The 16242-nt window shown below is 70.9% G+C and carries 18 protein-coding genes; 3 read left to right on the forward strand and 15 right to left on the reverse strand.

The genetic code is table 11. The features are described from left to right. Positions 1-38 precede the first annotated feature (38 nt). Positions 39-260: a BldC family transcriptional regulator gene (locus tag ABZ911_RS31110; RefSeq protein ID WP_026214226.1), complete on the forward strand. Its 222-nt coding sequence runs from the start codon at positions 39-41 to the stop codon at positions 258-260. A 167-nt stretch (positions 261-427) separates the two neighbouring features. Here the strand turns inward: ABZ911_RS31110 and ABZ911_RS31115 are convergent, their stop codons facing one another. After that, on the reverse strand, positions 428-670 hold the full coding sequence (locus ABZ911_RS31115) for a hypothetical protein (protein WP_358063834.1): 243 nt from the start codon (positions 668-670) through the stop codon (positions 428-430). A 10-nt stretch (positions 671-680) separates the two neighbouring features. Beyond that, positions 681-1721 (reverse strand): hypothetical protein, encoded by a 1041-nt coding sequence (locus ABZ911_RS31120; RefSeq protein WP_358063837.1) that lies wholly within the window; start codon positions 1719-1721, stop codon positions 681-683. Between the two features lie 138 nt (positions 1722-1859). Between ABZ911_RS31120 and ABZ911_RS31125 the strand changes: the two genes are divergently transcribed. Next, entirely contained in the window at positions 1860-2159 is a 300-nt protein-coding gene (locus ABZ911_RS31125; protein WP_358063840.1) for a PLDc N-terminal domain-containing protein, read from the forward strand. 5 nt (positions 2160-2164) lie between these two features. Here the strand turns inward: ABZ911_RS31125 and ccsB are convergent, their stop codons facing one another. The 5 genes from ccsB to ABZ911_RS31150 are packed head-to-tail and all read right to left on the reverse strand — an operon-like array spanning position 2165 to position 6655. Further along, positions 2165-3112 carry a c-type cytochrome biogenesis protein CcsB gene (gene ccsB, locus ABZ911_RS31130; RefSeq protein WP_358063843.1) on the reverse strand — a complete coding sequence of 316 codons (948 nt, stop codon included), beginning with the start codon at positions 3110-3112 and terminating at the stop codon, positions 2165-2167. Next, positions 3102-4661 (reverse strand): cytochrome c biogenesis protein ResB, encoded by a 1560-nt coding sequence (locus ABZ911_RS31135; RefSeq protein ID WP_358063846.1) that lies wholly within the window; start codon positions 4659-4661, stop codon positions 3102-3104. Before ABZ911_RS31135 ends, ccsB begins: the two co-directional genes overlap by 11 nt. Further along, entirely contained in the window at positions 4661-5395 is a 735-nt protein-coding gene (locus ABZ911_RS31140) for a cytochrome c biogenesis protein CcdA (protein ID WP_358063848.1), read from the reverse strand. Before ABZ911_RS31140 ends, ABZ911_RS31135 begins: the two co-directional genes overlap by 1 nt. Next, positions 5385-5957 carry a TlpA disulfide reductase family protein gene (locus tag ABZ911_RS31145; protein ID WP_358063851.1) on the reverse strand — a complete coding sequence of 191 codons (573 nt, stop codon included), beginning with the start codon at positions 5955-5957 and terminating at the stop codon, positions 5385-5387. Before ABZ911_RS31145 ends, ABZ911_RS31140 begins: the two co-directional genes overlap by 11 nt. Before the next feature lie 56 nt (positions 5958-6013). After that, the gene (locus tag ABZ911_RS31150; RefSeq protein ID WP_358063854.1) at positions 6014-6655 is read right to left on the reverse strand and encodes a histidine phosphatase family protein; all 642 of its coding nucleotides are present in this window, start codon (positions 6653-6655) and stop codon (positions 6014-6016) included. Between the two features lie 228 nt (positions 6656-6883). Here ABZ911_RS31150 and ABZ911_RS31155 point away from each other — a divergent pair, with 228 nt between their 5' ends. Further along, positions 6884-7741 carry a DMT family transporter gene (locus ABZ911_RS31155; protein WP_358063857.1) on the forward strand — a complete coding sequence of 286 codons (858 nt, stop codon included), beginning with the start codon at positions 6884-6886 and terminating at the stop codon, positions 7739-7741. On the opposite strand, the gene ABZ911_RS31160 is transcribed toward ABZ911_RS31155, so the two are convergent. From ABZ911_RS31160 to ABZ911_RS31195, 8 genes are all read right to left on the reverse strand, one after another. Next, on the reverse strand, positions 7722-8651 hold the full coding sequence (locus ABZ911_RS31160) for a LysR family transcriptional regulator (RefSeq protein WP_358063860.1): 930 nt from the start codon (positions 8649-8651) through the stop codon (positions 7722-7724). The two genes, ABZ911_RS31155 and ABZ911_RS31160, sit on opposite strands and share 20 nt — an antisense overlap. A 66-nt stretch (positions 8652-8717) precedes the next feature. Further along, the gene (hemL, locus tag ABZ911_RS31165; RefSeq protein WP_358063863.1) at positions 8718-10007 is read right to left on the reverse strand and encodes a glutamate-1-semialdehyde 2,1-aminomutase; all 1290 of its coding nucleotides are present in this window, start codon (positions 10005-10007) and stop codon (positions 8718-8720) included. Positions 10008-10033: 26 nt separating this feature from the next. After that, on the reverse strand, positions 10034-10660 hold the full coding sequence (locus ABZ911_RS31170; protein ID WP_358063865.1) for a bifunctional DNA primase/polymerase: 627 nt from the start codon (positions 10658-10660) through the stop codon (positions 10034-10036). A 151-nt stretch (positions 10661-10811) separates the two neighbouring features. Continuing rightward, positions 10812-11795: a porphobilinogen synthase gene (hemB, locus tag ABZ911_RS31175; RefSeq protein WP_358063868.1), complete on the reverse strand. Its 984-nt coding sequence runs from the start codon at positions 11793-11795 to the stop codon at positions 10812-10814. Positions 11796-11816: 21 nt separating this feature from the next. Further along, on the reverse strand, positions 11817-13361 hold the full coding sequence (locus ABZ911_RS31180; protein ID WP_358063871.1) for a uroporphyrinogen-III synthase: 1545 nt from the start codon (positions 13359-13361) through the stop codon (positions 11817-11819). After that, entirely contained in the window at positions 13358-14263 is a 906-nt protein-coding gene (gene hemC, locus ABZ911_RS31185; protein ID WP_358063874.1) for a hydroxymethylbilane synthase, read from the reverse strand. The genes ABZ911_RS31180 and hemC overlap by 4 nt, the downstream gene beginning before the upstream one ends. Continuing rightward, entirely contained in the window at positions 14260-15516 is a 1257-nt protein-coding gene (locus ABZ911_RS31190; RefSeq protein WP_358063877.1) for a glutamyl-tRNA reductase, read from the reverse strand. Before ABZ911_RS31190 ends, hemC begins: the two co-directional genes overlap by 4 nt. Beyond that, entirely contained in the window at positions 15513-16214 is a 702-nt protein-coding gene (locus ABZ911_RS31195) for a redox-sensing transcriptional repressor Rex (protein WP_358064060.1), read from the reverse strand. The genes ABZ911_RS31190 and ABZ911_RS31195 overlap by 4 nt, the downstream gene beginning before the upstream one ends. Between the last annotated feature and the right edge of the window lie 28 nt (positions 16215-16242).

Raw genomic sequence — 16242 nt, forward strand, 5'->3', positions numbered from 1 at the left:
CCCGCTGGCAGGAAGCGGGATGCGAGGGGGAGAGATTGGTGGAGAGTAGCAGCGAGCGTCTGCTGACCCCTGGAGAGGTTGCCGCCCTCTTCCGGGTAGACCCAAAGACGGTGACGCGCTGGGCCGCGGCAGGCCGCATCAGTAGCATCCGTACCCCCGGAGGGCACCGGCGTTTCCGCGAGTCGGAGGTGCACGCCCTTCTTCGTGGCGAGGACGTTCTTACGGCCGATCGGCCGGCAGGTGAGTCCCCGCGCGTCTGACGTACCGTCACCGGTGATCCTGCGTGCCATACCCGGAGCCGCAGGGTCACCGACACGGGTCAGCGCGCGCACATCCCCGCATCAGGGTGTAAGGCCGGCCGTGGCCGGGCTTCCCTCGCCTGCGCCACTCGCGCTCACCGCCTGACCACCGCCGCGTCGCCACCGGATCAGGCATCCTCCTGCTCGGACCTGAACGCCAGGAACTCGCGCTCCAGCGCGTCGTTCTCCGCCTCCCACCTGCGACGGCGCTCCGCCACCTCGAACTCGGTCAGCGACTCGGCCAGCCACCTCTCGTAGTCAGGGTCCCCCGGCTCGATCTCGACGTACGCGTTGCCGATGAGACGCCCGTCATCGCTGGTCAGGCTCTGCGGCACCCGAATGGTGCCGTCCGCGAGCCGGATCACGTACATGACTGATCACCTAGATTCCGTAGCGCCGGTTGAAGAACAACATCACGTTGAGCGCCATCCGCGTGTCACCGCCCAGCATGTCGACGAGGGCGGGCCGCTGGCGTGAGGCGATCGCCGCGAAGGCGTCCGCGAAGAACTCCTTGCGCCCCAGTCCGCCGCCCTGCCGGTGGAAGGAGGATGCCAGAAGGGGCGTGCACTGCTCGTAGAGCGCCAGGAACTCCGGCGAGTCGGACACCCAGTCGCCCTCCGGCGAGTCGACGTCGTCGATCGCGTGCCCGACCTCGTGCATCATCACGTCCGGCGTGGGCGAGGGGCGGTCGCCGACCACGATCTTGCGCTCGCCGTACGCGCCGGCGCAGATGTCCCAGGTGGCGCGGCCTGAAGGGAGGGGGGCGCCGCGCAGGTAGGACATGTCGTCGAGGTCGGGGACGCCGCCGGAGCCGACGTAGATGCCCTCCAGGCCGTCGGCGAGCAGCCGCTTGAGCCGGTCCGGCAGCCCGGCCAGGCTCTCCACCGCTCGGACGGTGTCGGCGGCGGGCGGTCCCTGGCGGGCGTCCCACTGGCGGTGCAGGATCGCTTCCAGGCTGCCGCAGTGGCGCAGCCCGTCGCCCTGCGGGGGAACGTCGGGCCGGTTGGGCTGCGCCCGGGGCCGCTCGTCGACGAGCTCGAAGTCCTGCCAGGTGTACTGCGGCCGGTCCACCACAGCCGCCGCGAACCGCTCGCTGTTCCGATCCCCGCGCTCCACCCGCTCCTGACGCCCGGCCACCGAATCCGCGGCACCGGCCCGGCCGTCCGGTTTCCGGTCGGCGCCGCCGGACAGGCCGTCGGTGAAGCGTTCCCGCCAGCGGTCCCGGAAGCCCTCCACGCGCTCCCTGGAACGCTCCCTGGGGGCCTCGGCCTCAGGAGGATCCTCCGGATGGTCGCCGCCCCAGAAGGACTCGCGTGGCGCGTCGGAACCGCGTGCGGAGAGGTACGAGCCGCGGCGCCACCAGCGGCTGCCCCGCCGATGGCGGCCCTTGTCACCGGACCGCCGATCGCCAGAAAAGGCCATAGCACCTCTCCCCGACGTGGAGCCCGTAGTCGCAGCTCCCTGGATCAGGTTCCACCGTACGACGCGGATCTTCCCGAGTCATCCGAAATGGGGCAGCGCGCACGCACGATCACTCGATCGATGGCTTACAGTTCGGGCATGCCTAGCGTCCTTGTCGGTCTGGCGGTCATGGCCTTCTGGCTCTACTGCCTGTTCGACGTCATCACCACCCCTGACGAAGAGGCCAGGAACCTGCCCAAGATCCTCTGGGTGCTCGTCATTCTGCTGCTGCCCCTGGTCGGCGGCCTGTTCTGGCTGCTGCTCGGCCGCCCCCACGGCCCGCGCGCGACGCGCGTGCCACCACCGGACACGACGAAGCGCACCCAGGCCCCGAAGGGCCCGGATGACGATCCCGACTTTCTGCGCGACCTCGACCGCCGCCTGCGCGACGACGACTGAGCGTTCTACAGGCCCGAGTAGCTGTGCAGGCCGCCCAGGAAGATGTTGACGCCGACCAGGTTGAACAGCAGGCAGCCGAACGCGACGAGCTGGACGATCGTCACCGACCTGCCGCGCCAGCCGGCCGTGGCCCTGGCGTGCAGGTAGGCGGCGTAGGCGATCCAGGTGATGAACGCCCAGACCTCCTTGGGGTCCCAGCCCCAGTACCGGCCCCACGCCTTGTCCGCCCAGAGCGCGCCGGCGATGACGGCGAACGTCCACAGCGGGAAGGCCAGCACGATCGCGCGGTGCGCGACCCGCTCCAGTTCGGCGCGGGTGGGCAGCCTGGACAGGCCCTCACGGCGGACCAGGTAGAGGATGCCGGCCACGCCCGCGAGCGTGAACAGGCCGCTGGCGATGATCGCCGCGGAGACGTGGATGGCGATCCAGTAGGAGTCCAGGGCGGGCACCACGGGCCCTGCCTGGACGTAGAGGTACTTGACCGCGAAGCCGATGCCCAGCGTGGCCGCGACCATGACGAAAGCGCCGAGGAAGCGGATGTTCTGCCGGAGCTGGGTGACCAGGAAGGCGGTCACGGCGGCGCAGCAGAGCGCCAGCACGAACTCGTACATGTTGCCCCACGGCCAGCGTTCCACGGCCAAGCCGAGGGTGACGATGGCGGCGAGGTTGGCGGCCCAGCCGAGCCAGCCGAGCGCGACGGCGGCGGTGCCGGCCTTCAGCGCCCAGGCCGGCGGCTCGGGGGTGTCGGCGACGGCCGTCTCCGGTTCCTTGACCGCGACTCCGCCCGAGGAGGCCGCCGCGAGCGGCACTCTCCTCTTGGCGGCGGCCGAGACGTTACCGCGAGCCTTGCCGAAGGCTAGCTCCATCGCGAAGCCGATCATGGCGACGAGATAGAGCAGCACGGTGGCGAGGACGAGATTGTCGCTCAGTCCGGCGAGTTGCTCAGCGGACATCCTTCTCTCCTGAAGATAGGATTTTGACGATGCCGGCGAACTCCTCGGAGAAGCCCGCGCCGGAACCTTCGGTACGTGTCAGCCCACCGATCTGGACCGTGGTGCCGTCCAGCCGTACCCAGAGGCGGCGGCGGCGGATCATGAGCGAGAGCACGATGCCGAGGACCGCGGCCGCCGAGGAGACGAGCGCGGGGACCCGGCCAGGGTCGTGGGCGATCTGGAGGGTCATCCACTCCTTGACGGCGGTGAACTCGATCTTGCCCGCGCCGTCCGGCAGGTCGAAGGACTGCCCGACCGCGAGCGGCTTGGGCGCCTTGGAGCCCATGACCAGCGGGTTGAGCTTCTTCATGATCTCCGGCGGGGCCAGCTCGTAGACCGACTGGGGCCGGCCCGAGCGGACGCCGAGGTCGCCGGAGAAGGCTCCGACGATCTGCAGCTCGGGGTTGATCGCGCCGGGGAAGGCGGAGACGAACGTGCCGTCCTGCGTCTGCACGCTGGTGGGCAGGAAGCCGAGCACGAAGCCGAGCTGACTGGGCTGGGCGTCGGGCGCCTTGACCACGCAGGCGGAGGTGAGCGTGGGCTTGCTCTCGATCAGGCACGGCACCGGCCCGTCGAAGGCGACCTGGCCCTTGCCGTCGGTCACCTTGACGACCGGCGCGTAGCCGTGGCCGATGAGGTAGGTCTGGGTGCCGTCGATCTCCAGCGGCTCGTTCACCTTGAGTTCGTAGGCGCGTTCGGGCGCGCCCGGCGAGTCGTTCACCTTGAGGTAGGCGGAGTAGTCGAGCTCCTGACCGCGCTTCTGCCCCTGGAGCTGGTAGGAGGCGCTGAAGTCGGTGAGCTGGAAGGAGAACGGCTCCAGCGACTCGGCGGAGACCTGGCTGCCGGGCATGTAGCGGTCGTAGGCGGCCACCGTGTTGGCGAAGCCGTCGCCCTCGACGACCAGGACGTTGCCGCGGTAGCCGTACAGGCTGCCGATGCCGACCGCGACCAGGATGCCGAGCAGTGAGACGTGGAACAGCAGGTTGCCGACCTCGCGCAGGTAGCCCTTCTCCGCCGACACCCAGCCGGGCCCGGTGTCCACCCGGAAGCGCAGGCCGCGCAGCCGCTTGGCGGCCTCCTCCACGGTGAGGTCGCCGTCGAGGGAGGAGTGGTACGGCAGGCGGCCGAGGTTCTTGGGCGCGGCGGGCGGGCGGCGGCGCAGCTCGCGGACGAACGTCGAGGTACGCGGGATGATGCAGCCGATCAGCGAGGTGAACAGCAGCAGGTAGATGGCCGCGAACCAGGGCGACTGGAAGACGTCGAAGAGGGACAGCCGGTCGTACCATTCGGCGAGCGCGGGGTTGTTCTGGTAGATCTTCGCGACCTTGTCCGGCTCGACGCCGCGCTGCGGCACCAGCGAGCCGGGGATGGAGGCCAGCGCGAACAGGAACAGCAGCACCAGGGCGGTCTTCATCGCGGTGAGGGTGCGCCACCCCCACCGCAACCAGCCCAGCACGCCGAACTGGGCGGGCTGGGGCGCCTGCTGCTTCTTGAGCTCGTCGATCGTCATCAGATCACCGGCTCGAATCCGCCGATCCACACCTGCATGGACGCGATGATCTCAGTCCAGAGCCCGGTGACCAGCAGGACGCCCACGGCGACCAGCATGCCGCCGCCCACCCTGGTGATCAGTCTGCTGTGGCGGCGGATGGCCTTGATGGAGCGCAGCGCCCACCGATAGGCGAAGGCGGCCGCGACGAACGGCAGGCCGAGGCCGAGCGCGTACGCGCCGGCGAGCACGGCGCCGCGGCCGGCGCTGCCCTCGTTGAGGCCGAGGGTGAGCACGACGGCCAGCGTCGGGCCGATGCACGGGGTCCAGCCGAGGCCGAACACCACGCCGAGCAGCGGCGCGCCCGCCAGCCCCGCGGCGGGCATCCGGTGGATGCGCACGTCGCGCATCATGCCGGGGATCACACCGAGGAAGGCCAGGCCGAGCACGATGGTGAGCACGCCGAGGACGCGGGTGATGATCTCGGCGTTGCCGAGCAGGGCCGCGCCGAGGCCGCCGAACAGCGCCCCGCTCAGCACGAAGACCAGCCCGAAGCCCAGCACGAACAGCGCGGTGCCGAGCACCAGCCGGCCGCGCTTGGGATCGGCGCTCATGCCGGTGACGTACGACAGGTAGCCGGGCACCAGTGGCAGCACGCACGGGGACAGGAACGAGACCAGCCCGGCGAGCACCGCGATCGGCAGGGCCAGGACGAGCGAGCCGGAGGCGACGGTGGACACCCAGTCAGCGCTCATCGCGAACCTTCGTGACCGCGTCCATGAGGTCGGTGTACTTGACCGCGCCGAGCGCCCGCGCGGCGATCCGGCCCTGCGCGTCGATGATCAGCGTGGACGGGATGGCGGCGGGCGGCACCGTGCCCTGGAAGGACAGCGCGACCTTGCCGGGCTGGTCGAAGATGCTGGGGTAGCCGGACTGCTCGGTCCGCTCGAAGGCCAGCGCGTCGGCCTTGCGGTCCTTGAAGTCGATCCCGAGGAACTCGACCCCGCTGGCCTTGGTCTTGGCGGCGACGTCCTTGAGCACGGGCGCCTCGGCCCGGCAGGGGCCGCACCACGACGCCCAGAAGTTGATCACGACGACCTTGCCCTTGTGGTCGGCGAGGGAGACGGTGGTGTCGGTGAGGGTCGTGCCCCGCACCTCGGGCGCCTGCTTGCGGTCGGCCTGGGCGAAGATCGTGACCTTCCCGTCGCCGGCGACGAACCGTGTGTCACCCGACTGCGGCTGGCCGTCCTGCTGGTTGCCGGCGCAACCCGCGAGGAGGAGGGCCAGGAGTGCGAGAGTGATGGGTTTTGCGCGCACGGGAGAAGGATCTCCTTGTACTACAACTGGTAGAGCTTGCAACTGTACCGGCGGAGTCAGGCGCCCGGGACAGAGGGGCGGCCTTTCACCAGCGCCCCCGCGGGCTCGCTGTAGCCGATGCTGACCAGCCGGTCGCCGTCGAAGGTGAAGGTGGTGAGGCTGGCCAGCGCGCACTGCCGGCGGCGCGGGTCGTGCCACAGCCGGCGGCCCTCGGCGGCCGTTCTGATCATCCAGATCGGTAGCTGGTGGCTGACCAGCACGGCCTCGTGGCCTCGCGCCTCCTCCCGGGCGGTGTCGACCATGGAGCGCATCCGGGCGACCACCTCGGTGTAGCGCTCGCCCCAGGAGGGGCGCAGCGGGTTCCAGAAGTAGCGGTAGTGGCGGGGGTTGCCCAGCACGGCCAGGCCCATGCCCACCGGCGCGCCCTGCAGCAGGTTGTCGGCCTCGATCAGCCGTACGTCGGTCGCCACCTCCAGCTCCAGCGCATGGGCGAGCGGGGCGGCGGTCTCCTGGGCCCGTTCCAGGGGGGAGCTGTAGAGCTTGACGATGTCGCGGTGGGCTATCGCCTTGGCGACCGTCTCGGCCATCAGCCTGCCGGTCTCGGACAGGTGGTAGCCGGGCAGCCTGCCGTACAGGACGCCCCCGGGATTGTGCACCTCACCGTGCCGCAGCAGGTGAACGACGGTGGTCTCAGCCATGGTGGGGATCAGCCTATCCGTTTGGATATGCCTGGCAGACGGGCCCTGCCTCGTGGAGAAGGTATGTGGAAGGTAAAGTCGGACCCGATCGCGCCTAGGGTTCCGTGCCGTCCCGCGCTCCGCGCGACGGCAGGCAGGTCCGAGCGGCGCCGCGGCTCCTCGGGGTCGTACAGCTGACGGGACAAAAGCCTGGAGGCTCCTGTCCGCTTACCCGGAGGGAGTCTCACAGTGAGCCTTTTCCCCCTTGTCCTCGTTCTTGTCGCGGCCATCGCGCACGCCTCGTGGAACCTGCTGAGTAAGCAGGCGTCCCAGGCCGACGGCATCGTGTTCCTGTGGCTGGTCGCGGCGGCGTCCTCGATCATCTGGGGGCCGGTCGCGATCGGCTACCTGGTCGTCACGGAGACCGCGCCCACCTGGACGGACGCGGCGGTGATCACCGGGAGCACGCTCCTGCACCTCGGCTACTTCATGCTGCTGCAGCGCGGGTACCGCGACGGCGACCTGTCGATCGTGTACCCGATCGCCAGGGGCACAGGGCCGATGCTGGCCAGCGCGGTCGCGGTGCTCTTCCTGGACGAGCACCCGGCTCCCGCGGGCGTCGCGGGCATCGTGCTGGTCGGCGTGGGCGTGTTCATGATGAGCGGCGGCGGCGCCGAGGGCGACCTGCGCGGGATCGCGTTCGGCCTGGCCACGGGCGTGTTCATCGCGGCCTACACGGTGTGGGACGCCCAGGTGGTCGGCGCCTTCGCGGTCGCGCCGATCCTGCTGAACTACGGCGGCGAGGTCGGGCGGATGGCGTTCATGACGCCGCTGGTGCTGGGCGGGCGGCGTCCGCTGATCGGGCGGGTGTGGCGTGAGCACCGCTACCGGGTGCTGGGGGCGGCGGTGCTGATGCCGTTCTCCTACTTGCTGGTGCTGTTCGCGTTCACCATGGCGCCGGTCAGCGTGGTGGCGCCGATGCGCGAGGTGAGCGTGCTGGTGGCGGTGGTGCTGGGCGGCCGGCTGCTGGCCGAGGGCGACCTGCGCCGCCGCCTGCTGGCGGCGGGCGTCATCCTCGGCGGCATGGTCACGATCGCACTGAGCTGATCCAGCCGTCCTCAAGGTGGCGGCTGGCCTGCTCCAGCGCGTCCACCGCGGCGCGGATGGCCGGCCGGCGGGCCGCGTCGGTACGCCACAGGGCGTAGATGCGCCGGGTCTGCCGGGGCAGGGTCGGGATCACTCGTACCCCTTCGGGCACGCAGTCGCGCCCCAGTCTGGGCACGATCGCGCTGCCGAGCCCGGCGGCGACCAGCGCGAGCTGGGTCGGGTACTCGTCGGCCATGCAGGTGATCTCGGGTTCGAGCTGGGCGCTGCGCAGCGTGAAGATCAGCCAGTCGTGGCAGACGGTGCCGGGCGAGGAGCTGATCCACTTGTCGCCGCTCAGCTCGGCCAGGGAGACCTCCCGCCGGTCGGCGAGCGGGTGGCCGGCGGGCAGGATGACGTCGGCGATGTCGTCGATGAGCATCGCCCGGGACAGCCCGTCGGGGATGGCCATCGGCCGGTTGAGCCAGTCCTGGACGATGGCCAGGTCGAGCTCGCCCCTGGCCACTTCGCGGATCTGCCGCTCGGGCTCCCGTTCGCTCAGGTTGATCTGCAGGTCGGGGTGGCGCTCGCGCAGGGCGCTGAGCGCCTGGGGCATCAGCCCGCGCGCGGCCGTGGGAAAGGCGCTGACGTGCAGCTTTCCGACGACCGCGCCTCTGAGTGCCTCGAAGTCGGCCTCGGCGGTCTCGACCAGGGCGAGGATGCGCTCGGCGTGGTCGGCCAGCAGGCCGGCGGCGTCGGTGAGCCTGACGCCCCGGCCGTTGCGCTCGATGAGCGTGGCGCCGGTCTCCCGTTCCAGTTTGGCGAGTTGCTGCGACACGGCGGACGGCGTGACCATCAGTGCTTCGGCGGCGGCTCCCACCGAGCCGTAGACGTGCACGGCGTGCAGGGCCTTGAGCCTGTTGAGGTCGAGCATGTAGCCAGCCTAAATGGATATGCGCAGAAAGTCTCGCTTGTACTGAACTGTTCCGCCGTCGACCGGCTACTGAACCGCCGCCGCCGCCTTCGCCGCGGCCGGCAGCGCCTCCGCGATGCGCCCGATGGCCTCCTCGTCGTGCGCGGCCGACAGGAACCACGCCTCGTACGCCGACGGCGGCAGGTAGACCCCCTGGTCGAGCATGGCGTGGAAGAAGGCCGTGAACGCCTTGGTGTTCTGCGTCTGCGCCCCGGCGAAGTCGGTCACCTGCCGGTCGGTGAAGAACACCGAGAACAGGCTGCCCGCCCGCTGCAGCCGGTGCGGCACGCCCTCGGCGGCCAGCGCCTCGGCGGCGGCCGACCCCACGGCCTCGGCGGCGGCGTCGATCCTGGCGTAGGCGTCCGCGTCCAGGTTGCGCAGCGTGGCCAGGCCCGCCGCGGTGGCCAGCGGGTTACCCGACAGGGTGCCCGCCTGGTAGACCGGGCCCTCGGGCGCCAGATACGCCATCACGTCGGCCCGGCCGCCGAACGCCGCGGCCGGCAGCCCGCCGCCCATCACCTTGCCGAACGTCATCAGGTCGGCGTCCACCGGGTCCAGGCCGTACCACCCGGCCGCCGACACCCGGAAACCGGTCAGCACCTCGTCCACGATGAGCAGCGCGCCGTTCGCCGAGCACAGCTCGCGCAGGCGGGCGTTGAACCCGTCGGCGGGCGGCACCACGCCCATGTTCGACGGGCAGGCCTCGGTGATCACACAGGCGATCTCGAAACCGCGGAACGCCTCCTCCACCGCCGCCACGTCGTTGTACGGCAGGACGATCGTGTCGGCCGCCGACGCGCCGGTCACCCCGGGAGTGTCGGGCAGCCCGAACGTCACCACACCGGAGCCCGCCGAGGCGAGCAGCGCGTCGACGTGGCCGTGGTAGCAGCCGGCGAACTTGATGACCTTGGAGCGGCCGGTGAAGCCCCTGGCCAGCCGGACGGCGCTCATCGTGGCCTCGGTGCCCGAGCTGACCAGGCGGACCTTCTCCACCGGGGCGACCCTGGCGACGATCTCCTCGGCGAGTCCGACCTCGCCGGGGGTCGCGGTGCCGTACGAGAAACCGTGGGAGAGCGCTTCGGAGACGGCCTCCACCACCGCGGGGTGGCGGTGCCCGAGGATCATGGGCCCCCACGAGCAGACCAGGTCGACGTAGCGGTTGCCGTCGACGTCGGTGATGTACGGACCCTGTCCCGAGGCCATGAAGCGGGGGGTGCCCCCGACGGCGCCGAACGCGCGGACCGGGGAGTTGACGCCTCCCGGGACGATGGCGCGGGCGCGGGCGAACAGGGCCTCGGAGTTCCTTGTGCTGCTCACGGACCCAGCCTAGCCAGGCGCGGGAGTCAGGTGAGCCAGTCGAGCACGCGCACCGGGTCCGGCAGCGGGCGGCCGTCCGGCGGGCGCAGCCACGAGACGGGCTGGCCGGTGGACAGCGTCGAGGGCGGGGCCAGCACGTAGCTGTCGCGGCAGTGCCAGCGCAGCCCCGGAGTGTCGTCGATGGTGGCGGGGTCGCAGTCGAGGTTGCAGGACCACCACTCGTCCTCGTCCTCGGGATTGCCGCGGGTCCCCACATAAAACAGGACCCGGTCGCCTTGGGAGGCGACCGGGCCCGAGTCGAAGCCCGCGGCGTCCATCCGCGTGAGCGCGGACAGTCCGGCGGCGAGCGGTACGTCGAACACGTCGAACACGCGGCCGGTGGGCAGAATCACATTGGCCTCGGGCTCACGCTGCCACCAGCGGGTGAGCAGCGTGGTGTCCGTCGTCGCCTGCACATGCCAGGCCGGCGAGAGCGGATGCGCGCCCGGGTCGGGACAGCCGATGCGGTCACACGAACAGGCCCGCGAGCCGCGCCGCAGCGGGTGGGCGCCGGGCACGCTGGCCCAGCCGAGCGCGGCATACTCCAGCACGGCGTCGATCCGAGTCGAACGCGCCCGCTTTTTTGTACGTCGAGCGAGTGGTACCCCCACCATGGTGCCTCCGTCGAGTCCGCGCCTGAGGCGGCCCCGCCAAGAGGTGCGACATCGGGCCTTAGGCACACGAGTGGTCGTCACCTGGGACACACCAGCACTTGTCCTCGCACTCTAACGCACCAGTCCCACAAGACGACGGGAAACCCCCCGGCTAGAGACGGCGCGCCACTTCGGTCGCCCAATAGGTCAGGATCATGTCGGCCCCGGCGCGCTTGATCGCGACCAGCGACTCCATGATCATCCGATCCCGGTCGACCCAGCCGTTGGCCGCCGCCGCCTCGACCATCGCGTACTCGCCGCTCACCTGGTAGGCCGCCACGGGCACGTCCACCGTGTCGCGCATCTGCCGGATGATGTCGAGGTAGGCCATCGCGGGCTTGACCATGACCGCGTCGGCGCCCTCGGCCAGGTCCAGGCGCACCTCGCGGAGGGCCTCGCCCAGCGGTCCCGCCGGGTCCTGCTGGTGGGAGCTGCGGTCGCCGAACTGCGGCGCGCACTCGGCGGCGTCCCGGAACGGCCCGTAGAAGGCCGAGGCGTACTTGGCGGTGTAGGCCAGGATCGGCAGCCCGGCGAACCCGGCCGCGTCCAGCGCCTCGCGGATCGCGCCGACCTGGCCGTCCATCATGCCGCTCGGCGCGATCATCTGTGACCCGGCGCGGGCCTGGGCCACGGCGATCGAGGCGTAGCGCTCCAGCGTCGCGTCGTTGTCCACCTCGCCGTCGGCGGTCAGGATGCCGCAGTGGCCGTTGTCGGTGAACTCGTCCAGGCAGGTGTCGGCCATCACCACCAGCGCGTCGCCGACCTCGGCGACGGCGTCGCGCAGCGCCTGCTGCAGGATGCCGTCGGGGTCGTCGGCGGCCGAGCCGCGCGCGTCCTTCACCGCGGGGATGCCGAACAGTATGACGCCGCCCACCCCCGCCTCGGCCGCCTCGTGGACGGCCTTGCGCATCGAGTCACGGGTGTGCTGGACCACCCCCGGCATCGAGCCGACCGGCTGCGGCCCGCTGATCGACTCCTTGACGAACATCGGCAGGATCAGCTCCGCCGGGTGCAGGCGGGTGCCCGCGACCATCCGCCGCATCGCGGAGGTACGGCGCAGCCGCCGCGGACGGGCGACGGGAAACTCAGCGGACATGGGCACTCCCCCGGGGGTCTCTCACTTGGTACGGCGGCGCGCGCCCCTGCGGTTCTGCGAGGGCCGCCGCGGCGTGTCCCCCGCGGCCAGCGCCGCCTGCCTCTGCTTTGAACCGTACTCCGACAGCGCCGCCGCCAGGGCCGAAGCGGAAGGTTTGTCGGCCATGACGTCCACCCGCAGGCCGAACTCCTCGGCGGTCTTGGCCGTCTGCGGGCCGATGACCGCGATCACCGTCACGTTGTGCGGCTTGCCGGCGATCCCCACCAGGTTGCGCACCGTGGAGGAGGAGGTGAACAGCACGGCGTCGAAGCCACCGCCCTTGATCGCCTCGCGGATCGGCGCGGGCGGCGGGGCCGCGCGCACGGTCCGGTAGGCGGTGACGTCGTCGCACTCCCAGCCCAGCTCGGTAAGCCCGGCGACGAGCGTGTCGGTGGAGATGTCGGCGCGCGGCAGCAGCACCCGGTTGATCGGGTCGAGCATCGAGTCGTAGGGCGGCCACTCGGCGACCAGGCCCTCGGAGGACTGCTCGCCGGAGGGCAGCAGGTCGGGCTTGACGCCGAACTCCACCAGGGCCCTGGAGGTGGCGTCGCCCACGGCGGCCACCTTGAGCCCGGCGAAGGCGCGGGCGTCGAGACCGTACTCCTCGAACTTCTCGCGCACCGCCTTGACCGCGTTGGCGCTGGTGAAGGCGACCCACTCGTAGCGGCCGGTGACCAGGCCCTTGATGGCCCGGTCCATCTGCTGCGGGGTGCGCGGCGGCTCCACCGAGATGGTCGGCACCTCCTCGGGCACCGCGCCGTAGGAGCGAAGCTGCTCCGACAGGCTCGCCGACTGCTCCTTGGTCCGGGGCACCAGCACCCGCCAGCCGAACAGCGGCTTGGTCTCGAACCAGGACAGCCGGTCGCGCATGCCGACGGCGTCGCCGACGACGATCAGCGCGGGCTCGGTGAAGCCCGCGTGCTTCAGGTCGGCCTGCAGCCGGCCGAGCGAGGTGGCCACGGTGAACTGCTCGACGGTGGTGCCGGAGCTGCTCACCGCGACGGGCGTGCTGTCCGGCTTGCCGCCGGCCATCAGCGCCTTGCCGATCGCCACGGCGTCGTTGATGCCGTGGTAGATGACGAGCGTGCCCTGACAGGCCGCGTGCGAGGCCCAGTCCTGCTCCTGCGCGGCGTCGACGATCCGGAACTCGGGCACGCCGGAGGCCGGCGGGATGCCGGCATAGGTGAGCACCGCGGTGGCCGGCGGCACACCGGGCACGATCTCGAAGTCCACCTCCGCCGCGGCACAGGCCGCGACCTCCTCGGCGATCGAGGAGAACAGCATCGGGTCGCCCTCGCACAGCCGGACGACCCGCTGGCCGGCCTTGGCACGCCTGACGACGTCGCCGTCGACGACCTCGACCCCGGCGCGGCAGTGCCGCAGCAGCGGGCCGAACAGTTCTTCGTCGAGGACGACGGCGTCTGCCTTGGCCAGCAGTTCGGCGCCGCGCAGCGTGAGCAGGTTCTCGTCACCCGGCCCCGCGCCTACGAAGGCGACGAACGCGGAGGTTGGACTATCGGAGCTCAATGGGAATGCTCCCCCATCAATCTGTCGGCCCCTTCGGCGATCATGGTGGCCGCGAGTTCACGGCCCAGCTCCATGGCCTCCGAAGGAGAACCGGCGGCGGACTTGCGCACCGCGTGACGGCCGTCCAGTGAGACGACCGCGGCGGTCAGGTTCAGTGTGTGCCCGTCGTCGACGGCGTGGGCGCCCACCGGAGCGGAGCACCCCGCCTCTAGGGCGGACAGCACGGCGCGCTCGGCCGTCACCGCGGAACGGGTCCGCGGATCGTCCAGCACGCTGAGAAACTCGACCAGGTCAGACCTGGTCGAGAGGCACTCTACGGCCAAAGCGCCCTGACCAGGAGCCGGCAGCATCTCCTCGACCTCGAAGACTTGGGAGATCTCGGCGTCCCTGCCGATCCGGACCAGGCCCGCGGCGGCCAGCACGACCGCGTCCAACTCGCCCGAGGTTACCTTGCCGATGCGGGTGTCCGCGTTGCCGCGGATCGGCACGTAGACCAGGTCGGCGCGCAGCGCGGACAGCATGGCGATGCGGCGCGGCGAGCCGGTGCCGACCCGCGCGCCCGGCTCCAGGTCGGCGAACTTGGCCCTGCCGACCAGCGCGTCGCGCACGTCGTGCCGGGTGGGGAGGGCGGCCAGCGTCACCTGCTCGTCCTGGGTGGTCGGCAGGTCCTTGAGCGAGTGCACGGCGAAGTCGATCTCGCCCTCGATCAGCTTGTCGCGCAGCGCGCTGACGAACACGCCGGTGCCGCCGAGCTGGGAGAGCTGGGCCTTGGTCACATCACCGAAGGTGGTGATGCCGACCAGCTCGATCTCCGCGCCGGTCGTGGCGGTGTAGGCGTCGGCGATCATCTGGGACTGGCTGGTCGCCATCAGGCTGCGGCGCGTCCCGAGCTTGAGCTTCACAGCTCTACCTCCCTCACGGCTTCGGGCACCTTCGGGTCCAGATCGAAAAGCTCACGCAGCGCCTCCGCATAATGATCGCCCGCCGGTGAGGTCGCGAGCTGTTTGACACGCACAGTGGGCTCGTGGAGCAGCTTGTCGACGACCCGGCGCACGGTCTGGCCGACCTCGTCGCGCATCCGGCCGTCCAGGTCGGGCACGCGCATCAGGAGCCGGCCGAGTTCGGCCTCCACCACGTCGGCGGCCTTGTCCCGCAGGGCCACCACGGTCGGGGTGACCCTGGCCGCCCGTTCGGCGACGAGGAACGCCTCGACCTCCTGCGCGACCAGGTCACGCACCGACTGTACGGCGTCGCCGTCCTGTGAGCCGACACCCGAGGCGTTGATGGCCTCCAGGTCGACCAGCGTCACGCCGGGCACCTGCCGGACGGCCGGGTCGATGTCGTGCGGCAGCGCGAGGTCCAGCAGGAACAGCGGGCCCTGGACCATGTCCGGGGTGATCACGTGGTGCCCGGCACCGGTGCAGGAGATGACCACGTCGGCGTTCCGGAGCTCTCGGGGAACCTCGGACAGCTCGACCGCGCGCCCGCCGACCGACTCGGCCAGCCGTACGGCACGCTCGAAGGTGCGGTTGGCGACCACGATGTCGGTGAGGCCCGCGCGGGACAGCGTCGCGGCGGACAGCGCGCTCATCGAGCCCGCGCCGACCACCAGCGCCCGGCGCCCCTCCAGCGGTCCGGCCAGGGACAGGCCCGCGCTGACCATGGAGGCGCCGGCCCGGTCGATGCCGGTCTCGGCGTGCGCCCGCTTGCCCACCCGCAGCGCCTGCTGGGCCAGCTCGTTCAGGGTCGCGCCGAGCACGCCCTCGTCCTGGGCCAGCCTGAGCGACTGGCGCACCTGGCCGAGGATCTGGCCCTCGCCCACGACCATGGAGTCGAGGCCGCTGGCGACGGAGAACAGGTGCTCGACGGCCCTGTCCTCGTAGTGCACGTACAGGTGCGGGGTCAGCTCCTCCACGGGGACGCCGGAGTGGACGCCCAGCAGCCGGCTGATCGCGGTGACGGCGCCGTGGAAACGGTCCACCGCCGCGTACACCTCGACCCTGTTGCAGGTCGAGACGACCATGACCTCCGCGACGCAGACCTCGGTCCGTACGTCGTGGAGCAGTTTGACGAGCGCGTCGCCGGTCACCGACACGCGCTCCAGAAGTGCCACCGGAGCGCTCCGGTGACTCAGTCCGATCGCAAGAACACTCATTGACTGTCCACGGCCATAAGTGGCCCCCCACTTTCGCGATCCGCTTTGCGCTGCTCATGGAACGCAAGGATCTGCAGCTCGATCGATAGGTCGACCTTACGGACATCGACGCTGTCAGGCACGGCGAGCACGACAGGGGCGAAGTTCAGGATGCTGGTCACACCGGCCGCGATCACGCGGTCGCACACCTTCTGGGCCGCTCCGGCCGGGGTCGCCAGCACCACGATCGAAACTCCGCGCCGTTTGATCACGGTTTCCAGTTCATCGATGTGCTCTACATTCAACCCAGCGATGTCGTCGCCCACCACTTCGGGGTCGGCGTCCAGGAGCGCGGCCACCCGGAAGCCCCTGGAGACGAATCCGCCGTAGTTGGCGAGCGCGCGGCCGAGGTTTCCGACGCCGACGATGGCGACGGCCCAGTCCTGGGTCAGGCCGAGTTCCCGGGAGATCTGGTAGATCAGGTACTCGACGTCGTAGCCGACGCCGCGCGTGCCGTAGGAGCCCAGGTGGGACAGGTCCTTGCGGAGTTTGGCCGAGTTTACTCCGGCGGCGGCGGCCAGGTCCTCGGAGCTCACCGTGGTGGTGCCGCGCTCGGCCATCCCGTTGAGCGCGCGCAGGTACAGCGGCAGCCGGGCGACGGTCGCCTCGGGAATACCGCGGTCACGCGATAGGGACGGGCCTTTGGGAGGGCGGGGCATCACGTGCCGGTGCTCCAGAGGAACGGGC

Source organism: Nonomuraea sp. NPDC046570, assembly GCF_040645915.1.
Classification (GTDB): domain Bacteria; phylum Actinomycetota; class Actinomycetes; order Streptosporangiales; family Streptosporangiaceae; genus Nonomuraea.

Coding starts and splice junctions, on each gene's coding strand:
- ABZ911_RS31115 (WP_358063834.1), bottom strand. CDS start 670: ATGTACGTGATCCGGCTCGCGGACGGCACCATTCGGGTGCCGCAGAGC.
- ABZ911_RS31120 (WP_358063837.1), bottom strand. CDS start 1,721: ATGGCCTTTTCTGGCGATCGGCGGTCCGGTGACAAGGGCCGCCATCGG.
- ABZ911_RS31125 (WP_358063840.1), top strand. CDS start 1,860: ATGCCTAGCGTCCTTGTCGGTCTGGCGGTCATGGCCTTCTGGCTCTAC.
- ccsB (WP_358063843.1), bottom strand. CDS start 3,112: ATGTCCGCTGAGCAACTCGCCGGACTGAGCGACAATCTCGTCCTCGCC.
- ABZ911_RS31135 (WP_358063846.1), bottom strand. CDS start 4,661: ATGACGATCGACGAGCTCAAGAAGCAGCAGGCGCCCCAGCCCGCCCAG.
- ABZ911_RS31140 (WP_358063848.1), bottom strand. CDS start 5,395: ATGAGCGCTGACTGGGTGTCCACCGTCGCCTCCGGCTCGCTCGTCCTG.
- ABZ911_RS31150 (WP_358063854.1), bottom strand. CDS start 6,655: ATGGCTGAGACCACCGTCGTTCACCTGCTGCGGCACGGTGAGGTGCAC.
- ABZ911_RS31160 (WP_358063860.1), bottom strand. CDS start 8,651: ATGCTCGACCTCAACAGGCTCAAGGCCCTGCACGCCGTGCACGTCTAC.
- ABZ911_RS31170 (WP_358063865.1), bottom strand. CDS start 10,660: ATGGTGGGGGTACCACTCGCTCGACGTACAAAAAAGCGGGCGCGTTCG.
- hemB (WP_358063868.1), bottom strand. CDS start 11,795: ATGTCCGCTGAGTTTCCCGTCGCCCGTCCGCGGCGGCTGCGCCGTACC.
- ABZ911_RS31190 (WP_358063877.1), bottom strand. CDS start 15,516: ATGAGTGTTCTTGCGATCGGACTGAGTCACCGGAGCGCTCCGGTGGCA.
- ABZ911_RS31195 (WP_358064060.1), bottom strand. CDS start 16,214: ATGCCCCGCCCTCCCAAAGGCCCGTCCCTATCGCGTGACCGCGGTATT.